This is a genomic window from Kitasatospora sp. NPDC002227, assembly GCF_040296285.1.
In the GTDB taxonomy this organism is placed as follows: domain Bacteria; phylum Actinomycetota; class Actinomycetes; order Streptomycetales; family Streptomycetaceae; genus Kitasatospora.
Genome location: NZ_JBEOWY010000026.1, coordinates 43,501 through 62,793, shown reverse-complemented (window position 1 = coordinate 62,793; position 19,293 = coordinate 43,501). Strand labels below are relative to the sequence as shown.

The following is a 19,293-nucleotide window of genomic DNA, read 5'->3' as shown; positions in this document are numbered from 1 at the left end:
CGTCGGTCCGAACCCGTCAGTCCAGGTCCTCCAGCGACATCGCGAACAGGCCGCGCCCGTGGGTGGCGGCGTACAGGCGGTGGTCCGGGCCGAGCTTCAGCTGGTCCACGGCCACGGCGGGCAGCTCGCCCAGCCGCTGCCAGTTGCCGCGGTGCGGGGCCCGGTAGAGCACGCCCAGGTCGGTGGCCAGGGCCAGGCCGCCGTTCGGCAGCAGCACCAGCGAGTCGGCCGGGACGTCCGGCAGGTCGGCGCTGATGTCCGTCCAGTGCGCGCCCGAGTCGTGCGACTCGTAGACGTGCCCGAAGCCGGCGCCCGGGCCCTCCGTCCAGTGCCGGGAGAAGCCGTTGACGGCGACGAAGACGTGCGTCGCGTCGGACGGGTCCACCGTGAGGCCGCTCAGGTAGCGGTTGGGCACCGAGGAGCCGTCGGCGGGCAGGCTCAGCTGGCGCCAGCCGGTGCCGTCCGCGTTGCCGACGGCGATGCCCCGGGTGAAGCCCTGGTTGTTGCACGGGCCGCACCAGGCCGCGTACACCGTGCCGTGCGCGGCGGCCACGGCGGTCGAGACGTGGCCCGGGCCCAGGTCGTAGGCGGCGGTCCAGGCGTCGGCGGAGCGGATCGCGTAGCCCTGGGCCTGGGTCCACACGTGCCGCCCGCCCGCGACCCAGTGGTTCGGGTCGGCGGTGTCGGCCGCCAGCGGGGCGATGAAGCGGGCGCCGGCGCCGCCGAGCGCGTTGTCCGCCGGGGCGATCGACCAGCTGGTCGCCTTGCTCGGGTCGTTCAGCCAACTACCGTCGTTGACACCGCAGTTCTGGGTGACGTTGACCGCCAGGTAGACGTACTCCTGGACGATGTTGCAGCCGTTGGCCGGGTCGGCGATCGAATCACCGCCGTCACCACCGAAGTTGGAGCCCATCACCCTGTCGTGCGGCCGGAGCATCGACTGCCCGTTGTCCTGCAGGCCGCCGGTGACCGCCACCCCGTGGGCGGCCGGGTCCTTGCCGATGCCCACCGAGTAGTACTCGAGGGTGTCGATCGTGCCGTCGTTGAGCGACGCCCAGTCGGTGGCGTGACCGCTCGCGTCCGTCTGCCCGACCAGCGGGCGGCGGTAGGTGCCGCCGTCGTTGGCCGCGTAGAGGTACGGGTGGCCCTGGTAGCTGCCGACCGCCAGACCGTGCTGGTCGGGGTGGGTGGTCGTCGGGCAGCTGCCGGTCTGCTGCGCCGGATCGATGCTCCAGCAGGCGAAGTTGAAGTTCCAGTACGGCCCGACGGCCTTCCAGTTCGCGCCCGCGTCGGAGGTCTCGAAGATCTCCTCCAGGCCGGCGTAGACGTGGTCCGGGTTCGTCGGGTCCACCTGGAGCGACTGGTCGTACCAGGACTGGCTGCCCGGGAGGTCGCCCTCCTGCTGCATGCCCGAGCCCGCGGCGGCCAGCTGGTGGTAGTCGGCTATCCGGGTCCACGGCCCCAGCGGGGAGCCGGACTTGGAGACGAAGATGCCCGCGAGCGCGCTGTTCGGGTCGCTGCTCTGCTGCTGCGGGGACTGGTCGGTCACGTAGTAGCGGGAGCCGTCCGCCGAGCGGGCGAAGGTCACACTGCCGACGCTCGCGGCGTCGGTCGGCAGGTCGCCGAGCGAAGTCAGCCGCTGCCAACTGCCGTTCACCTGCGAGTAGAAGCCGTTGTACGTGTCACCGCCCCGCCAGCCGACGGCCAGCACCACCTTGGACGGGTCACGCGGGTCGATCGCCACGTCCGTGGTGATGTTCTTGTACGGGGCGCTCGGGTCGGCCGCGAGCGAACCACCCGGCAGGTAGTCGGGGTTGGGCGCGAACTCCAGCCGCCAGGGGCCGCTCAGGTCGGCCAGCGGGTGGCTCCGGACGCCCTTGCTGGTGGCCGCCCAGGCCTTGCCGGCGCCGAAGCGGATCGCGTGGATCGTGGTGCTGTCCAGCTCGGCGCCGCCGACCCGGCTGCGGGCGGAGAAGCTGCCGTGCGCCGGGTCCGCCCGCACGAAGACGCCCGCGCCGAGGTAGGCGTCGGTGTTGGTGTTGGCCTCGCCGGTGCCGAGCCAGAGCCGGCCCTGCCCGTCCAGCGCGAGCGCGCCGGTGGACTGGGTGGGCAGCTGGTCGCTGATCGGCTCCCAGTGACCGCCGCCGGTCGAGGAGCGCCAGACACCGCCGCCCGCGCTGCCCTGGTACACGTGCCCCTGGTCGTCGGCCGCGACGGCGGTCGCCCGGCCGGTCACCTTGCCCATCCCCGCACTGGAGTTGGAGTCGATGTCGCGGTAGCGCGGGTCGTCCGAGTCGTAGGCCAGGCCGGTGAGGTGCCGCCAGTCGCCGCCCGTCTGCGGGAGCGAGCGCAGCTGGCCCCAGGCGGCGGAGAAGGCCCCGGGAGCCACCACACCGGGGGAGGTACGGGCCTCCGCCCGCTGGTCGGCGCCCTCCTGGATGGCGTCCGACTCACCGCCGTCGCCGTCGCCCTCGTCGGCCGCCTTGGCGGCGAAGGTGTGCGGCGTGCTCTTGTGCTGGAGCCGCTGCTCGGCCTGGGCGGCCTGCTGGCGCAGGCCGAACGGGGTGCCCGGGCGCACGGCGGCGCTGGCGGGGAGCCCGATCAGGCCCATGGTGGCGGTGACGGCGCAGATCGTGAGCCATCGCCTCTTGCTGGTGGGTGCCGACAACAGTTCCTCCCCAGTCATGACTGACCAAAGGCCGTGCCGCACCAGGGTGTTGGCGGCGGGCCGGGGAGACTCGACCACAGTACGGGTGAGTAGTGGGGCGCCTGGGCGAAAAGTTGACCGAATCTTTGTGACCGACGGGCCGCCGACTCGTTGGGCAGGGCATGAAGAAGATCGCCACGCTCGCGGCCCTGACCATGGCCGGTATCGCGCTCGCCTCCACCAACGCGAGCGCGGCGCCCCTCCCCGACCCTCGACTGGCCGAGACGGACGCCGCGCTCACCAAGCTGACCGCGCTGCCGCTGATCTCCTCCTACGCGGCGGACATCCAGCAGCAGATCCGGGACACGCCGGTCCGGTAGCCGGATCAGGCCGGGAACAACCCGTTCAGCCGCCCGTAGTCCAGGCCGCCCTCGAGCGGCCCGTACCCGCCCGAGCCGTACAGCTCGCGGGCCGCGCGGTCCACGGCCGCGTACGCGACCTTGGCCAGGCCCGGGCCGAAGCTGACCCGGGCGACGCCCGCGGCGGACAGCTCGGCGAGGCTCGGGCCGCCGGGGAAGCCGAACACGTTCACCGGCACCGGCACGGCCTTCACGAAGGCGGCGATCGCGTCCGCGTCGCCCAGGCCCGGCAGGAAGACGCCGCTGGCGCCCGCGCCCACGTAGGCCAGCGCGCGCTCGATCGCGAGATCGAGCTGCTGCTCGGGCTCGCCGACACCGAGCATGTAGACATCGGTGCGGGCGTTGAGGAAGAGGTCGATCCCGGCCGCCTCGGCCGCCGCGCGGGCCGCCGCGATACGGGCGGTGGCCTCCGCGAGCGGGCGCAGCCCGGAGCCGTCGGCGGCCGCGTCCTCGAGGTTGACGCCGACCGCGCCGGTGGCGAGCAGCGCGGTGACGGTCTCGCCCACGCCCTCGGCGGTCTCGGCGAAGCCGCTCTCCAGATCGGCGGTGACCGGCAGGCCCACGGCGGAGGCGATCAGGGCGGTCTGGGCGATGGCGCGGTCCCGGTCGAGACCGCCGCCGTCGCGGGCGCCGAGCGTCCAGCAGACGCTGGCGCTGGCGGTCGCGACGGCCGGCGCTCCGGCCTCCTCGACCAGCCGGGCGCTCGCGGCGTCCCAGACGTTGGCGAGCACCAGCGGGGTGCCCGGTCGGTGCAGGTCGTGCAGGAGTCGGGCCTTCTCTTGCTGGTTCGTCAGGTTCGTCATGGAGGACAGCCTGTCAGGAGAGGTCGGGCGGTGGGCAGCTGCGCCTGAGAGTTGGTCAGCTCGGGCGACCGGCGGGCTTCAGCTCTGCTTCGGGGCGGGGCTGAGGCGGCTGGCGACGGCGATCCGGTTCCAGGAGTTGATCGTGATGATCACCGCGATCAGCTGGGCCAGCTCCTGCGGGTCGAAGTGCTTGGCGGCCTCCTGGTAGACGTCGTCCGGCACGTGGCCGACGGTGACCAGGGTGACGGCCTCGGTGAGCGCCAGGGCGGCGCGCTCGCGGGCGGTGAAGTAGGGCGTCTCGCGCCAGGCCGGGAGCGTGTGCAGGCGGTGCTCCTGCTCGCCCTCCTTGCGGGCGTCGGCGGTGTGCATGTCGAGGCAGAAGGCGCAGCCGTTGATCTGCGAGGCCCGGGTGCGGACCAGCTCGCCGATCACCGGGTCGACGGCCGTGCGGGAGGCGCGGTCGAGGTCGATCATCGCGCGGTACCACTCGGGGGCCAGCTCGGGCATCGAGAAGCGCTGCTCGGGGGCGGGGACGTAGGACTCGGCAAGGTTCTGGTTCGTCATGACCACTACTCTAGGAGTCAGGCGGCCCTTGTGTTTGGACCATTTCCAAGCCAGTTTCTTGGGCCAATTAGACTGGCCCCATGGACACCTCACCGGCCGACCGCGGCGGCGACCTGCACCTCGACCTCTCCGCCGGGCGGGCCAGGGGCCTGGGGCTGCGCGCCGCGCTGGAGGACGCGCTGCGCGGCACCGTCCGGGAGGGCCGGCTGGCCCCCGGCACCCGGCTGCCGCCCTCGCGCACCCTGGCCGGCGATCTCGGGGTGGCCCGCAACACGGTGGCCGAGGCGTACGCCCAACTCACCGCCGAGGGCTGGCTGACGGCCCGCCAGGGCTCGGGCACGGTGGTGGCCGAGCGGGCGGTCGGCGAGGGCGTGGCGGCCCCCGCCCTGCCGCAGCGCACCCCGGCCGCCCGCTACGACTTCACCCCCGGCCGCCCGGACCTCTCGCTCTTCCCCCGCACCGCCTGGCTGGCCGCAGCCCGCCGCGCCCTGACCACCGCCCCGAACGAAGCGCTCAGCTACTCCGACCCGCGCGGCCGGATCGAGCTGCGCCGGGCGCTGGCCGACTACCTGGCCCGGGTCCGGGGTGTGCGCACCGATCCGGAGCGGATCGTGGTCTGCGGCGGCTACACCCAGGGCATCGGGCTGCTCTGCCGGACGCTGCGCGAGCGCGGGGCGGCGGCCGCCGCCGTCGAGGAGTACGGGCTGCCGCACCAGCAACGGCTCGTCGAGGCAGGCGGGTTGGCGGCCGTGGCGCTGCCGCTGGACGCCGCCGGGGCGCGGACGGACCTGCTCGCCGGGCTGGACGTCGGCGCGGTGACGCTCACCCCCGCGCACCAGTTCCCCACCGGCGTCGCCCTGCAGCCCGCCCGGCGGGCGGCCGCCGTGGCCTGGGCCCGGGAGCACGGCGGCCTCGTCATCGAGGACGACTACGACGGCGAGCTCCGCTACGACCGCCAGCCGGTGGGCGCCCTGCAGGCCCTCGACCCCGAGCGGGTGGCCTACATCGGCACTGCCAGCAAGAGCCTGGCCCCCGGCCTGCGACTGGGCTGGCTCGCGCTGCCCGCCGACCTGGTCGAGCCGGTGACCCGCCAGAAGCTGCTGGCGGACGGGCACAGCGGAGCCTTCGAGCAGCTGACGCTGGCCGAGTTCATCACCTCCGGCGGCCTGGACCGCCATGTCCGCCGCTGCCGCCAGCACTACCGCCGCCGCCGCGACCTGCTCCTCGCCCGCCTCGCCGAACGCGCCCCCGCCGTCCGGGTCACCGGCCTGGCCGCCGGCCTGCACGCCGTCCTCCAGCTCCCCCCGGGCGGCCTCAGTGAACGCGAGCTCCTCCAGCAGGCCGCCTGGCTGGGCCTCGCCATCCACACCACCACCGGCAACCGCGCCCCGGCCGCCGGCCCCCGCCCGGACGGCCCGCCCGCCCTGGTGATCGGCTACGGCACCCCGCCCGACCACTCCTTCCCGGCGGCGGTCGAGGCGCTGTGCCGCCTGCTGACCTTGTAACGCCCGGAGGCGCCCGAGCCAAGGAGAGATGTCAGGCAGTACTCGTCCGCACCGAGGAGCCATCCGTGCCAGCGGAGCAACCAGCAGCACCACCCTCACGTGATCCGGCGGCCTTCGCCGTGTTCTACCAGCAGCAGTTCGACACCGTGCTGGGCTTCGTCACCCGGCGCACCGACAGCGTGCACCTGGCGGCCGATCTCACGGCCGACATCTTCCTGACCGCGCTGGAGCAGGCCGACAGCTACGACCCCCGCCGGGGCGTGCCCGTCGCCTGGCTGTACGGCATCGCCCGCAACGTCCTGGCCGCGCACTTCCGGGGCAACGCCCGCGAGCGCAACGCGGTGGCCAGGATCGCCGGGCAGCGGATGCTCGACGACCAGGACGTGTCCGCGATCGAGGGGCGCATCGACGCGGCCCGCGCGGCCCGCGCCCTGGCGGACCGGCACGCCGCGCTGTCCGAGCCGCTGCGCGCGGTGCTCGACCTGGTGGCGGTGGACGGCCTGGCCGTCCAGGAGGCCGCCAAGGCGCTGGGCATCAGCGCGACCACCGCCCGGGTGCGGCTGCACCGGGCCCGCAAGGCACTGCAGAAGGCCGCCCCGCAGAACGTCCAGCCCGTCACCACTCTCCTGGAGGTCGTCTCGTGACCACGCCCCTGAACTTCCAGCAGCGACTCGGCGCCGAGCTCACCGCCCGGGCCGCCGCCCTGCCCGCCTCGGGCACCCGGATCACCGCCGGGCCCCGCCACGCCCGCCGGCTGGTGGCGACCGGCTTCGGGCTGGCGGCCGCGACCGCCGCGGTGGTCCTGGTGCCGCACACCGCCTCGGCCCCCGCGCCGCAGGCCGCCCCCACCGCCGCCCCGCCGGCCGTCCAGCTCAGCACCGTCTCCTACACGGTGACCCCCAACCAGGACGGCACCGTCTCCTTCCAGCTGATGGGCGCCGACTGGTCCGGGCTGCAGGAGGCCCTGCGCTCGGTGGGCGTGCCCGCCCTGGTCATGACGCCCTCCGCCGACTGCCACACCAAGGTGGCCGACAGCTCCGAGGGGCTGGAGAAGGTCATGCAGCTGGACCCGAAGAACGGCCGGATCGCGATCCTGCACCCCGCCGCCGTCCCGCACGGCGAGAAGCTGCTGCTGCTCAACACCGCCCCCAAGGGCGCCACCGGCCCGGCCACCGTCGCCAGCCTGGACGTCTCACTGACCTCGCAGACGCCCGGCTGCTACCCGCTCTCGCAGACCAACACGGTGGGGGTCGGCTAGTCACTGCCAGGAGGTGCAGGTGACCGCGTCGCTGTCGGCGACGCCCAGGCAGGCCCGGGTGGCGACGGTGGCGTCGGCCATCGGCGTCCAGACGGTGGCCTGGCCGGAGCGGACGGTGATCTGGCGGCGGACGCCCCGGGTGTTCTCGACGTAGAGGATCTGGCCGACCGGGGCGGAGCTCGCGCGGGCCCAGGAGGCCTGGCAGGCCGGGCTGTGGCGCAGTTCCACCCGGACGGCGGCGCCCGAGAAGGACGCCGTGGTGAGGGCGTCACCGCCGCAGCCGACGGTCTGGGGGTCCTTGCCGGTGCAGCCCGACCCCGTACACCTGCCCGCCGCCTGGGCCTCGGCGGCGGGCAGGGCGGCCAGGCCGCCGCAGGCGAGCAGCAGGGCGGTGGCCCAGACGGCGGGTCGAGGGGCGGCGGGCATAGTGGCTCCTGGGGGGCGCGGGGCGGTTCGCTGACGCACCTTCAGGCTGCCGCAGGGCGGCTACTTCCGCGATCCGAGCTCGAAGAGGAGGATCACGAAGCCGGCGAAGAAGTGGGTGACCGCGATGTAGATCACGGCGCGGATCCACACCCGGTTGTCGGTGCGGCGGCCCGCATCAGTGGTCAGTGCGGCGGCGGGGGCGACGGTCTCCTGGGTCATCAGTGGGCTCCTTGTCGATGCGGTCCGCCGAGGCAGAGTTCTCCGCCGGGGCTCTGCAACAGGGTGTGCAGGAACAGCAGTTCGACACCGTCCGCCGAGTCGGCGGCGATGCAGTGCGGGGTGAGGGAGTCGAAGTGGGCGGAGTCGCCCGCCTCGAGCAGGTGGGTCCGCTCGCCGAGGGTGAGGCGCAGACGGCCCTGGGTCACGTAGAGCCACTCCTCCCCCGGGTGGACCCGGACGACGGCGTCCTGCAGCGAGGGCGGCACCTGGACGTGCAGCGCCTGCATCGCCCGCCCGGGCGCACCCGCCCGGCGGTACCCCCAGCCGCCCGCGCGGCCGGGCTCGATCGCCCCGCCCCGCACGACCGGGTCCGCCTCGCCGGGTGCCTCGCCGAGCAGCCCGGAGACGCTCGTCCCGTACGCCCGGGCCAGCCCGAGCAGCACCGGCAGCGAGGGCTGCCGCTGTCCGGTCTCCAGCCGCGACAGGTACGCTGGCGAGAGCCCCACCCGGGCGGCGGCCGTCTCCAGCGTGTACCTGCTGCTCAGCCGCTGCTCCCGCAGCCGGGCGCCGAGGCCTTCGACCTCCTGGTCCTCACTCATGGGTCCAGTGCACACCGCCCGTGCCGCTCGGGCAAGAAATTTGCCTCAGAGGCAAGCTCCTACGGCCTCGGGATGTTCCGCAGGTTGCTCCGGGCCAGGTCGACCATCTTGCCGACCCCGCCGGAGAGCACGGTGCGGCCGGCCGCGAGGGCGAAGCCCCTGAGCTGGGCGGCGGTGATGACGGGCGGGATGGAGAGGGCGTTCGGGTCGGTGACCACGTCGACCAGGGCCGGTCCGGGGCGCTCCAGGGCCTCCGTGAGGGCGGCGCGGAGCTGGGCCGGGTCGGTGACCCGCTTGGCCGGCATGCCCGCCGCGCGGGCGATGGCGGCGTAGTCCACGTCCCCGTTGTCGGTCTCGGTCTCGGGGTAGCCGCTGACCAGCATCTCCAGCTTGATCATGCCGAGCGCGCCGTTGTTGAAGACCACCGTCTTGACCGGCAGCCGGTACTTGACCACGGTGAGCAGTTCGCCGAGCAGCATGCCGAGCCCGCCGTCCCCCGACATCGAGACCACCTGCCGCCCGGGGAAGGCCAGTTGGGCTCCGATCGCGTGCGGCAGCGCATTGGCCATCGAGCCGTGCAGGAAGGAGCCGATCACCCGGCGGCGCCCGTTCGGGGTCAGGTAGCGGGCGGCCCAGACGTTGCACATGCCGGTGTCCACGGTGAACACCGCGTCCTCCGAGGCCAGTTCGTCGAGGACGGCGGCCACGTACTCGGGGTGGATCGGCAGGTGCTTCCCGATGTCGCGGGTGTACGCGCCGACCACCGTCTCCAGCGCCTTGCAGTGCCGCTCCAGCATGGCGTCCAGGAACCCCCGGTCCGGCTTCTGCTCCAGCAGCGGCAGGACGGCCCGCAGGGTGGCCGCGACGTCGCCGTGCACGGCGAGTTCGAGTGCGGTGCGGCGGCCCAGTCTGGTCGCGTCGTGGTCGACCTGGATCGTGCGGGCCTGCGGGAGGAAGCTGTCGTAGGGGAAGTCGGTGCCGAGCAGCAGCACCAACTCGGCCTGGTGCAGCGCGTCGTGGCAGGCGCCGTAGCCGAGCAGGCCGCTCATGCCGACGTCGTACGGGTTGTCGTACTGGATCCACTCCTTGCCGCGCAGCGAGTGCCCGACCGGGGCGTTCAGCCGCCCGGCCAGCTCCATCACCTCGGCGTGGGCGCCGCGGACTCCGGCCCCGCAGAACAGCGCCACCCGGGAGGCGGAGCCCAGCGCCTCGGCGAGGGCCTGCACCTGGCCCCAGGGCGGGGCGGGGACGGCGAGCTCGGTGAGGAAGGTGCTGCGGCCGGTCGGCTCGGCGGCGGGCTGGGCGGCGAGGTCGCCGGGGAAGGAGAGCACGGAGACGCCGCGGGCGCCGAGGGCGTGCTGGATCGCGATCCGCAGCAGGCGGGGGAACTGGGCGGGGGTGGAGGCGAGTTCGCAGAAGCCGCTGCAGTCGGTGAAGACCCGGTCGGGGTGGGTCTCCTGGAAGAAGCCGGTGCCGATCTGGGTGGAGGGGATGTGCGAGGCGAGGGCGAGTACCGGCAGGCCGGAGCGGTGGGCGTCGTAGAGGCCCTGGATGAGGTGGGTGTTGCCCGGGCCGCAGGAGCCGGCGCAGACTGCGAGCGAGCCGGTGAGCTCGGCGTCGGCCGCGGCGGCGAAGGCGCCGGCCTCCTCGTTGCGCACGTGCACCCAGGAGATGCCCTCGGCCCGGCGGATCGCGTCCACCACAGGGTTGAGGCTGTCGCCCACCACCCCGTACACCCGCTCCACCCCGGCCTGCCGGAGCACCTCCACCAGCTGTTCGGCCACACTGCCCACGGCATCCTCCTCGGGTCACAGCTCGCCACCACCCTGAGGTGGAGCCCGCCTCGCGGCGAGCCGGGCGGGCGAACGAGTGAGGCTGCCGCCTGACGGCGGGCCGGGGCGGCCGGACCCCGGGGACGGGAAAGGCCCTGACCGGGCCGACTCGGCGTGGGGGTGCCGTTTCGGATCGGTCAGGGCCGTGCGGGGTCAGCCCGGGTGGGGCCGGGTAGGCCGGGTGGGCCGAGGGGGGTGTCAGCCCTTGAAGGCTGCGGTGCCGTTCGGGGTGCCGAGGCCGGTCGGGCCGTCGAAGCCGACGCCCGCCTTGCAGAGGTACGCCGGGGAGCAGGAGCCGTTGGAGCCGGTGGTCACGTCGAACAGCGAGCTGGTGTGGGCGTACGGGAAGGACGCCGGGGAGGACCCGGCGGACGGGGTGCCGGCCAGCGCGTAGACCGAGGCGATGATCGGCGAGGAGGCGGAGGTGCCGCCGTAGACGGCCCAGCCGGAGCCGCCGTAGGTCTGGTAGACCGCGACACCGGTGGCCGGGTCGGCGACCGCCGAGACGTCGGAGATGGTGCGCTTGGCGCAGCCGGTGTCCTTCTGCCAGGCGGGCTTGGCGTCATAGGCGGAGCAGCCCGAGCCGGTGCCCTCGGTGGAGTTGGTGTACCAGACCGACTCGCTCCAACCGCGGGTGCTGGAGTCCTTCCGGAGGGCGGTGCCGCCGACGGAGGTGACGTACTTGGAGGCCGCCGGGTACTGCGCGCCGTACGCGGAGTCGCCCGCCGAGACGGTGATCGCGACGCCCGGGTGGTTGAAGTAGGAGGTGTCGTAGCTGGTGTCCGAGGAGGACTCGCCGCCGCCGTAGCTGTTGGAGACGAACTTGGCGCCCAGCTTCACGGCCTCGTTGACGGCGGTGCCGAGGTTGGCCATCGAGGCGGTCTTGGCCTCGACCAGGATGACGTGCGCGTTGGGGGCGATCGCCGAGACCATGTCGAGGTCGAGGGAGATCTCGCCCGCCCAGCCGGAGTTGTTCGCCGGGAGGCTCGTGGTGGAGCCGGTCTGGCTGACCTTCTTGAAGCAGCCGTTGGCGGTGGTGCAGGCCGGCAGGCCGTACTGGGAGCGGTAGACCGCCATGTCCGACTCGGCGTTCGGGTCGTTGTAGGCGTCGACGATGGCGATCGTCTGGCCCGCGCCGCCGTTCGCGGCCAGCTTGTAGGCGCTCAGCAGGTCGCCCGGGCCCAGGCCCGAGGGGGTCGCGTCGGGAGTGACACCGAGTGCGTGGACCGCCTGGACCGTGTTGGTGACGCGCAGCGCGTGACAGGCCATGGTGTCGCCCTTGGCCAGCGTGTCGCAGGCGCGGACCCAGGAGGTGCCGCCCTTCGAGTACACGGTCGGGGTGGCGCCGGCCGGCATCGCGACCGCGAGGCTGGAGACGGCGAGCGCGGCGGTGCCGGCCAGGGCGAGCACGCTGCGGCGGGCGGCGGCGGACAGAGTGGGGGTACGCACGGTGAACTGCCTCCTGTGGCTGGGGGAACCGAGGAGCAACTGGGGTTCGGCCGGGATCCGCGTTGTGGGGCGCGGCGGGGCGGCCGGGCACTCCGAATATGACGGTTGATCAGATCGTCATATCGATAGGGGCCGCCGCTGACGGTAGCCAGGGCATGGGCAGGTCAACAATGGGTTGGTCAAAGATTCGACTATCCCTTTACCTGACCCACGGAAACATGTCACGTCCCGTCACTTGCCGGGCGCCGGGTCCGCCTGTTCGCGCGCGTAGACGTGGACGAGCGGTGGGAGTTCGTAGAGCACGGCGTGTGCGGTGACCTCCGCGACGGGGCAGCTGAGCACCGAATCCTCGACCAGCCCCTCCAGCACCCGGCAGGCCAGCTGCGCGCCGCAGCCGAGCACCGCCATCGCCTCCTCCAGGGTGAACAGCGGCCCTGGCAGGCGGCCCAGCGAGCGGACCACCGAGCGGGCCAGCTCGGGCAGCCCGGCCCACCACCCGGCCAACCGGGACCGGACGGCGAGATCGCCCGCCGCCAACTCGTCCAGGAGACAGGGGCTCTCCTCGAGGCGGGCGGCGTACTCCGCCAGTGCCAGCCGGTGCAGCACCGCCAGTTTGGTGCCCGCGATGCGCACCGCCAGCGGCAGCAGGCCGATCGCCGCCACGATCCGCTCGGCCGCCACGCGGTCCGCCGCCACCCGGTCGGGGCCCACGATCCGGCCGAGCAGCTCGACCGCCTCGCCCGGCGGGTACGGCCCGAGCTCCAGGCGGTGCAGCGGGCCGAGCCCGGCCAGCCGGCTCCGGCTGGTGATCAGCACCGAGGCCGGCCCCGCCCCCGGCAGCAGCGGGCGCACGCTCGCCTCGTCCGGCACGTCGTCAAGGAGTACGAGCAGCCTGCGGCCCGTCAGCCAGGAGCGCCAGAGCGCCGCGGCCTCCTCCTCGTCCTCCGGCACCTCGCCCGACAGGCCGGTGGCCCGGCAGAGTTCGGCCAGCACCGAGCTCGGGTGGCGGGGTGCGCCGTCGGCCCGGCAGAGCCGTACGGTCAGCCGGCCGTCCGGGTAGTGCCGCTCCAGGTCGTGCGCCACGTGCGCCGCCAGCGCCGTCTTGCCCACTCCGACCGCGCCGCTCAGCACCACCGCCTGGCCGGGGCGGGACAGCACCTCCTGCAGGCGGGCCAGCTCCTGGTGGCGGCCGGTGAAGTCCGGGAGGCCGGCCGGCAGGACGGTGCGGGGTCGCTCGGCGCGCGGCGGCCGGTCGGCCGGGGCCCGGCCGGGGCCCTCGGCGCCGTCCAGGATCGCCCGGTAGAGCTGGTCGAGCGCCGCTCCGGGCCGGAGACCGAGCTGGCGGGAGAGGAGTTGGCGCAGGTCGTCGTAGGCGGCCAGCGCCTCGCTCTGCCGCCCGGAGCGGTGCAGGGCCGTCATCCGGGCCGCGCACAGCCGCTCCCGCATGGGGTGCTCGCGGCCCGCCTCGGTCAGCGCCTCGGCCACCAGGGGCGCGTGGCCGAGCGACAGCTCGGTCTCCGCCCAGTCCTCCTGGACGGCGAGGCGGCGGGTGGCGTGCCGGGCGGCCTCCTGCTGCACGATCTCGCTCTGCCCCAGATCGGCCAGCAGCGGGCCGCTCCACAGCTCCAGGGCCTCCCGCAGCAGCCGCGCCGCGTGTGCCTCGGCGCCGAGCCGGGAGGCCTGGCGCCCGGCCCTGGCCAGCTCCTCGAAGCGCAGCAGGTCGAGCTCCTGGGGGTCGACCCGCAGCTGGTAGCCACCGGCGTGGTGGCTCAGCCGGTCCGGGCCGCCGGCGAGCGCGAGCAGTTTGCGCAGCGCGCAGACGTACGCCTGGAGGTTCTTGCGGGCCGAGCGGGGCGGTTCGTCGCCCCAGACGGTCTCGGTGAGCAGATCGGTGGAGACGGTGGCGTTGGGGCGGCAGAGCAGCAGGCCGAGGACCAGGCGCTGCCGCAGCGGGCCGAGCGGGAGGGGGCGGCCGCCGAGCTCGACGGAGAGCTCGCCGAGCACCCGGAACCGCAGCGGCTGGGCGACGGGGTGCCGGTCGGCGGGTCGGGGCCACCGGGGGTCGCGGTGCCCCCGCTCCGCCGCCCAGCCGGCCGGCGCCTGCTCAAGGTGATCCAGCATCACAACACACCCTTCGGATCGGGGTGCCGGGCCGAGGTCCGGGCTGCTTCCGCCGCGGTCAGGGCCAGGCGGGGAGCTCGTACTCGGCCAGGACCTCCCGGGCCCGGCGCAGCTGGGCACCGGAGCGGGCGGCCCGCAGGGCGGGGGTGGCGAGTACGAGCGCGGCGCCGAGGGCGAGGCCGGTCAGGAAGACGACCAGCCTGCCCCTCAGTGGCCCCAAGCGGTGTCCTCGGTGCTGATGTCGTCGCCCGGGGCGGTGGGCGGGACCACGGGCTGCTGGGTGCCGGTGGCGGGCGGCGCCGGGGTGTCCGCGTGGGCCGCGGCGGCGGGCAGGACGGCGAGGGCGATGGCACTCGCGAGAACGGCGACCGCGGCGCTGACGTGCTTCATTGTGCTCCCCTTGGAGGCTGACGGGCCGTCGGCCCCGGGGCGGTGCCCGGGGCCGACCTGACACAGGAAGCCTGCCGTCCGGCTTCCGGTCCGGCCAAGGGAAGGCGGAGTGCAGCATGCTGCATGCAGCAACAGACCCGCCTCACAAATCGGACAAGCCCTCCGTAATCGGAGCGAACGTCCTGGTCCGCGCGGGTGCCCGTCAGCGCAGGTACTCGGCCAGGAAGGCGAGCTGGTCGGCGAGCAGGGCCGCGGTGGCGGCCACCCCGCGCCGGCCGTGGCCGACCCCCCGCTCCTGGCGGAGCAGCACGGGGCCGGCCCCGGTGGTGGCGTGCTGGAGCGCGGCGCACATCTTGCGCGCGTGCAGCGGGTCGACCCGGGTGTCGCCGTCGGCGACGCCCAGGAGCACCGCCGGGTAGGCCGTGCCGGGCCGCACCGCGTGGTACGGCGAGTAGGAGAGCAGCCAGGCCAGTTCGGCCGGTACGGCGGCGCTGCCGTACTCGTCCCGCCAGCTCGGGCCGAGCCCCGAGTGCTCGTAGCGCACCATGTCGAGCAGCGGGGCGAGGCAGACCACCGCCGCGTACCGCTCGGGGCGCTGGGTGAGCGCGGCGCCCACGGTGAGGCCGCCGTTGGAGCTGCCGACCAGGCCGACCCGGGCCGCCCAGCCCTGGGCGGTGAGCCAGTCGGCGGCGGCGTGCAGGTCGTCGAAGGTCTGCTGCTTGTGCTCGCGGCGGCCGGCCCGGTGCCAGCCGTCGCCCTCCTCGCCGCCGCCGCGCAGGCAGGTGAACGCGTAGACGCCCCCGGCCTCCGCCCAGGCCACCGCCTGGGCGGCGTAGCCGGGCACCATCCGGGCGCCGAAGCCGCCGTAGCCGGTGACCACGGTGGGGCGGGGGCGGTCGGGCCCGCCGGTCGGGGAGACCAGGAACATGTGCACCGGGGTGCCGTCCAGGCCCGGGTAGACCACCTGGCGGACCTGGACGGACGTCCGGGGGCTGCCCTCGGGCGCGGCCCGCTCGGTGGTGCGGCCGGTGCGGGCGTCGTAGTGCAGCGGGCGCGAGGGGGTCACGTGGTCCGCGTACGCGAACCAGAGCTCGTGGCCCGGCTCCTGGCGGGGGCGCAGCGGCCCGACCGTGCCGGCGCCGGGCAGCCCGACCGCGCCGAGCCGCTCGCCGGTGCGCAGGCAGTGCACCGAGATCTCGCTGATCGCGTGCCGGGTGTGGGTGGCGAGCAGCAGCGGCCGGGGCAGCTCGGGGCCGTCCAGGACGGCGAAGTCCTCGAGCACGGCGTCGTCCTGCTCGGGGAGCAGCACCCGGCGCTCGCCGGTGACCGGGTCGGCCAGCTCGATCCGCCCGCGCGGGGCGTCCCGGTGGGTGGCCAGGTAGAGCGCGCCGCCGTACGGGCGGGCGGTGGTGGCGGCGTCCACGCCCTGCTGCACGGGCCGCAGCACCGGGCGCCCGTACGGGGCCTCGGCGAGCACGGCGGCGAAGACGTCGGTGCGGGGCGAGGCCCCGGCGGTGGCGGTGACGGTGAGCAGGCGGCCGTCGGTGGCCACGCTGTAGTGCTGCTCGGCGGGGCGGCCCGCGCCGAAGACCAGGGCGTCCCCGGCCGGGTCGGTGCCCAGGCGGTGCAGCCAGACCCGGCGGTGGTAGCGCTCCTCGCCCGGGTTGAGCTCGGGCGGCAGGCGGCGGACGTAGTAGAAGGCCTCGCCGCCGGGCAGCCAGGCCAGGGTGGAGCGGCGCACCCGGTCGATCGGGCCGTCCAGCAGCGCGCCGGTGGCCACGCACAGCACCCGCAGCTCGGAGTCCTCGGTGCCGCCGCTGGAGGTCTGCACCGCCACCTTGTCGCCCGCCGGGGAGACCGACCAGTCCTCAAGCAGGGTGGCCCCGCTGGGGTCGAGGGCGGCCGGATCGAACACCACCCGGGAGCGCCCGCCCTCGGCGACGTACAGCGCGGGCAGGTCCTGGTCGGGCCGAGCGCGCAGATTGAACTCGCGCGCGCCGTGCACCTGGGGCGCGGTGGTCATCCCGGTGGCGAGCAACTGCCTGACTCTGCCCTCGAGTTCACCGAGGTGCCGCCAGCCCTCGCGGGCGGCGGCGAACAGCTCGTCCTGGGCCGCCGACCAGGCCGCGGTGGCCGGGTCGGCAGCGTCCTCCAGGGTGCGGTACGGATCGGCCACCGGGTGGCCGTGCAGCTCCTCGGTGAGCTCCGTGCGGGGTGCGGGCGGGTACGGCAGCACGGCGGCTCCTCGGGGTCAGACGGCGGTGGGTTCGGGTTCGGGGGCGGGCGCGGTCAGGGCGCCGTGGCGGAGCATCGGGACGGCGGCGAGCAGGGTGGCGGCACCGACCAGGGCGGCAAGCAGCAGCCAGGTGGCGGGGATACCCAGCCCCTGGAGGGCGGCGCCGGTGAGGACGGGGCCGAGCGCGGCCAGCCCCGCGAGGAAGAGGTCGACGGCGGTGCTCACCCGGCCGAGCAGCTCGCGCGGGGCGCGGGAGAGCACGGCCTGGCCGATCACGATCCCGGCCGGCGGCGTGAGCAGCACCAGCAGCACCAGCAGCGGGCCCACCACCCAGGGGAGCCGGGTGAGGGCGAAGACGGCCAGGCCGCCGCCCCAGACCACCCCGATCAGCAGGAACAGCTGCCCGGCGGTGAAGCGCGCCGTCACCTTCGGCGCGACCAGCGAGCCGATCACCGCGCCGACCCCGGCGCAGGCCATCACCAGGCCGACCGCCGAGCCGCCGGACCCGCCGGAGCGCAGCGTCACCACCATGGCCACCTCGGCGGACGCGCCGACCAGGTTGAGCAGCGCGACGAAGACCAGCAGGCGCAGCAGGGTGGGCTGCTTGGCCAGCCAGCGCAGGCCCGCCGTCACCCGCCGGTCGCGCCCGGCGCCGTCGGCCGGCGGTCGGGGCCTGGTCGCGGTGGCCAGCAGCAGCACCACCGAGACGGCGTAGGAGGCGGCGTCCACCGCGAAGGGCAGGATCCGGTCGAGGGTGAACAGCCAGCCGCCGAGGAAGGGGCCGAGCAGGCCGGCGGCGGCCATCGCGGACTGGTCCTTGGCGAGCGCGGCGGTGAGCTGCTCGTCCGGCACGGTGTCCCGGACGGCGGTGGTGGCGGCCGGGGCGAAGACGGCGGTCGCGGCGCCCTCGACCACGGCCACCACCAGCAGTTGGGGGTAGCCGAGCAGGCCGAGGCCGGCCGCGACCGGCACCGAGCCGACGGTGAGCAGCCGCACCAGGTCGGCGGCGACCATCAGGTACCGGCGGTCGTAGCGGTCGGCCAGCTGGCCGCCGGGCAGCCGCAGCACCATCCGGGTGACGAGCGAGCAGGAGGCCACCAGACCGGCCTGCGCGGCGCCGCCGCCCAGGCCGAGCACCAGCAGCGGGAAGGCGATCAGGGAGATCTGGGAGCCCAGCGTGGAGAGCGCTGACCCCACCCAGAGCCGCCGGAACGCCCGGTTGGTGCGGAGCACTCCGGGTTCGGCCATCGGTCCACCTCCGGGACGGGCCGGGGGTCCTGTGCCGCCCGGCGGGGATTGGATACGGGTTCAGAGCCGGCCGGCGGTGTGCAGGCGGTCGAGCAGGGCGGCGTCCACCTCGTCCTGGAAGGCGGCCAGCCGGGCGGCCTGCTCGCCGTACTGGTACTGGTCGTAGCAGGTGATCCAGCGGCCCTCGGTCTCCTGCTCGCCGAGGTAGCCGTCGTCCAGGGTGCCGACCTCCCAGCCGGGCATCCCGGCCGTCTCCCAGCAACTGGCCAGCACCCCGTCGGCGTTGACCACGGCGCCGTACCGGCCGTTCTTGATCGAGCAGGCCTGGCAGCCGTTGTTGGCCTTGGGGCGCGAGACGGCGAAGCCGAGCTCGAGGGCGCGGGCGTGCCAGCGGGTGAACTCCCCGGCCAGCGAGGAGCCGTAGGCGAGGTCGTTGGAGTACCCGACACCGACGTCGCCGATCAGGGCGAACTGGAGGCCGCAGCGGGAGACGTCCAGACGCTCGGCGAGGCGCTCGACCAGGGCGTCCATGCCGTGCCGGTTGTGGTGCGAGACGTTGACCCGCAGGTGCCAGCGCAGCGAGGTGGCGGCCATCGCCTTGGCCACGTTGTTGACGATCACGTCGAAGGTGCCGCCGCCGGAGCGCCGGACCCGGATGGCGTCGTGCTCGGCCTGGTCACCGTCGAAGGTGATCTGGATCGAGCCGAGGCCGGCCGCGTTCAGCTCCTTGGCGATCAGCGGGGTGAGCAGGGTGCCGTTGGAGACCATGCTCGCCGACAGCTCGCCCAACTCGGCGGCCCGGCGCAGCAGTTCGCGCGATCCGCGCGGGTTGAGCAGCGGCTCGCCGCCGAACAGCATCAGCGAGAGCCGGTTCAGCTCGGCCGCCGCCATCCGCTCCCGGGTGAAGCCGAGCACCTTGGTGATCATCTCGGAGGTCAGCCGGGCGTGCTTGATCCGGGGCGGGCGGTTGCCGCCCTTCTCGTCCTGGCCGGTGTTCTGGAAGCAGTACCCGCAGCCGAGGTTGCAGTCGGTGCTGGTGAGCACCGTGAGCGAGTACGAGGAGATCTCCTTGGCCTCGTACAGGCCCCGCTCGTGCAGGAACTGCTCGGTGCCCGGCAGGAGTTCGCCCTCGGGCGTGACCTGGGCCGGGCGCAGCTTGGCGAAACCGCCGTCTCCCAGGAACCACCAGCCGCCATTGTCGGCCTTGATCAGCCGGCTACGGCCGGGCGCATGCTGCGGAGCGGACATCGGGGGCCTCCAGGAGGGGTCGGGCGGGCGGGAGTTCAGGGCAGGAGGGGGGACGGGGCCCACCGCTCGCGCGGCAGGCCCCGTTGGGCGTCCGAGGTCAGCTGACGGTGCCCGTGTTGGAGAGGCACCACGGGGTCTCGTCCTCGCTGTGGGCGACCACCTCGGCCTCGGTCAGACCGGTGTTGCCACTGTTGACCACGCACCACGGGGTCTCGTCCTCGCCGTGCGCCACGACCTCGGCCTCGGTCAGACCGGTGTTGCCGCTGTTGACCACGCACCACGGGGTCTCGTCCTCGCCGTGCGCCACGACCTCGGCCTCGGTCAGACCG

At 74.5% G+C, this 19,293-nt stretch carries 19 protein-coding genes; 4 read left to right on the top strand and 15 right to left on the bottom strand.

Going from position 1 to position 19,293, the window contains the following annotated elements:
- Nucleotides 1-16 precede the first annotated feature (16 nt).
- Nucleotides 17-2,668 (bottom strand): beta propeller repeat protein, encoded by a 2,652-nt coding sequence (locus ABT095_RS22725; protein ID WP_350531301.1) that lies wholly within the window; start codon nt 2,666-2,668, stop codon nt 17-19.
- A 161-nt stretch (nt 2,669-2,829) separates the two neighbouring features.
- On the opposite strand from ABT095_RS22725, the gene ABT095_RS22720 reads away from it, so the two are divergent.
- Nucleotides 2,830-3,027: a hypothetical protein gene (locus ABT095_RS22720; protein WP_350531300.1), complete on the top strand. Its 198-nt coding sequence runs from the start codon at nt 2,830-2,832 to the stop codon at nt 3,025-3,027.
- A gap of 5 nt (nt 3,028-3,032) precedes the next feature.
- On the opposite strand, the gene ABT095_RS22715 is transcribed toward ABT095_RS22720, so the two are convergent.
- A complete protein-coding gene (locus tag ABT095_RS22715) occupies nt 3,033-3,869 on the bottom strand; it encodes an isocitrate lyase/PEP mutase family protein (protein WP_350531299.1) in 837 nt (278 codons plus the stop codon).
- Between the two features lie 78 nt (nt 3,870-3,947).
- Nucleotides 3,948-4,433 (bottom strand): carboxymuconolactone decarboxylase family protein, encoded by a 486-nt coding sequence (locus ABT095_RS22710; protein ID WP_350531298.1) that lies wholly within the window; start codon nt 4,431-4,433, stop codon nt 3,948-3,950.
- A gap of 80 nt (nt 4,434-4,513) precedes the next feature.
- Here ABT095_RS22710 and pdxR point away from each other — a divergent pair, with 80 nt between their 5' ends.
- The 3 genes from pdxR to ABT095_RS22695 all read left to right on the top strand — a co-directional run bounded on the left by pdxR (nt 4,514) and on the right by ABT095_RS22695 (nt 7,196).
- Nucleotides 4,514-5,938 carry a MocR-like pyridoxine biosynthesis transcription factor PdxR gene (gene pdxR / locus ABT095_RS22705; protein ID WP_350531297.1) on the top strand — a complete coding sequence of 475 codons (1,425 nt, stop codon included), beginning with the start codon at nt 4,514-4,516 and terminating at the stop codon, nt 5,936-5,938.
- A gap of 65 nt (nt 5,939-6,003) precedes the next feature.
- Entirely contained in the window at nt 6,004-6,582 is a 579-nt protein-coding gene (locus ABT095_RS22700) for an RNA polymerase sigma factor (protein WP_350531296.1), read from the top strand.
- Entirely contained in the window at nt 6,579-7,196 is a 618-nt protein-coding gene (locus ABT095_RS22695) for a type 1 periplasmic-binding domain-containing protein (RefSeq protein ID WP_350531295.1), read from the top strand. Before ABT095_RS22700 ends, ABT095_RS22695 begins: the two co-directional genes overlap by 4 nt.
- On the opposite strand, the gene ABT095_RS22690 is transcribed toward ABT095_RS22695, so the two are convergent.
- The 12 genes from ABT095_RS22690 to ABT095_RS22635 all read right to left on the bottom strand — a co-directional run.
- Entirely contained in the window at nt 7,197-7,622 is a 426-nt protein-coding gene (locus ABT095_RS22690; protein WP_350531294.1) for a DUF2690 domain-containing protein, read from the bottom strand. It abuts the gene before it with no gap.
- A 60-nt stretch (nt 7,623-7,682) separates the two neighbouring features.
- Nucleotides 7,683-7,841, bottom strand: a complete 159-nt coding sequence (locus ABT095_RS22685) for a DUF6126 family protein (RefSeq protein WP_350531293.1) — start codon at nt 7,839-7,841, stop codon at nt 7,683-7,685.
- Nucleotides 7,841-8,440, bottom strand: a complete 600-nt coding sequence (locus ABT095_RS22680) for a helix-turn-helix domain-containing protein (protein ID WP_350531292.1) — start codon at nt 8,438-8,440, stop codon at nt 7,841-7,843. Before ABT095_RS22680 ends, ABT095_RS22685 begins: the two co-directional genes overlap by 1 nt.
- Nucleotides 8,441-8,499: 59 nt before the next feature.
- On the bottom strand, nt 8,500-10,233 hold the full coding sequence (locus tag ABT095_RS22675) for a pyruvate dehydrogenase (protein WP_350531291.1): 1,734 nt from the start codon (nt 10,231-10,233) through the stop codon (nt 8,500-8,502).
- Between the two features lie 237 nt (nt 10,234-10,470).
- Nucleotides 10,471-11,721 carry a S53 family peptidase gene (locus tag ABT095_RS22670; protein WP_350531290.1) on the bottom strand — a complete coding sequence of 417 codons (1,251 nt, stop codon included), beginning with the start codon at nt 11,719-11,721 and terminating at the stop codon, nt 10,471-10,473.
- A 231-nt stretch (nt 11,722-11,952) separates the two neighbouring features.
- On the bottom strand, nt 11,953-13,842 hold the full coding sequence (locus tag ABT095_RS22665) for an AfsR/SARP family transcriptional regulator (RefSeq protein ID WP_350531289.1): 1,890 nt from the start codon (nt 13,840-13,842) through the stop codon (nt 11,953-11,955).
- 58 nt (nt 13,843-13,900) lie between these two features.
- Nucleotides 13,901-14,062, bottom strand: coding sequence for a hypothetical protein (locus ABT095_RS22660; protein WP_350531288.1), 162 nt, complete (start codon nt 14,060-14,062; stop codon nt 13,901-13,903).
- Nucleotides 14,050-14,232 carry a hypothetical protein gene (locus tag ABT095_RS22655; RefSeq protein WP_350531287.1) on the bottom strand — a complete coding sequence of 61 codons (183 nt, stop codon included), beginning with the start codon at nt 14,230-14,232 and terminating at the stop codon, nt 14,050-14,052. Before ABT095_RS22655 ends, ABT095_RS22660 begins: the two co-directional genes overlap by 13 nt.
- Before the next feature lie 202 nt (nt 14,233-14,434).
- A complete protein-coding gene (locus ABT095_RS22650; protein WP_350531286.1) occupies nt 14,435-16,468 on the bottom strand; it encodes a prolyl oligopeptidase family serine peptidase in 2,034 nt (677 codons plus the stop codon).
- A gap of 15 nt (nt 16,469-16,483) precedes the next feature.
- Nucleotides 16,484-17,716: an MFS transporter gene (locus tag ABT095_RS22645; protein WP_350531285.1), complete on the bottom strand. Its 1,233-nt coding sequence runs from the start codon at nt 17,714-17,716 to the stop codon at nt 16,484-16,486.
- Nucleotides 17,717-17,776: 60 nt separating this feature from the next.
- The gene (locus ABT095_RS22640) at nt 17,777-18,964 is read right to left on the bottom strand and encodes a radical SAM protein (RefSeq protein WP_350531284.1); all 1,188 of its coding nucleotides are present in this window, start codon (nt 18,962-18,964) and stop codon (nt 17,777-17,779) included.
- Nucleotides 18,965-19,061: 97 nt separating this feature from the next.
- A partial coding sequence (locus tag ABT095_RS22635) for a hypothetical protein (protein ID WP_350531283.1) occupies nt 19,062-19,293 on the bottom strand: 232 nt, incomplete at its 5' end.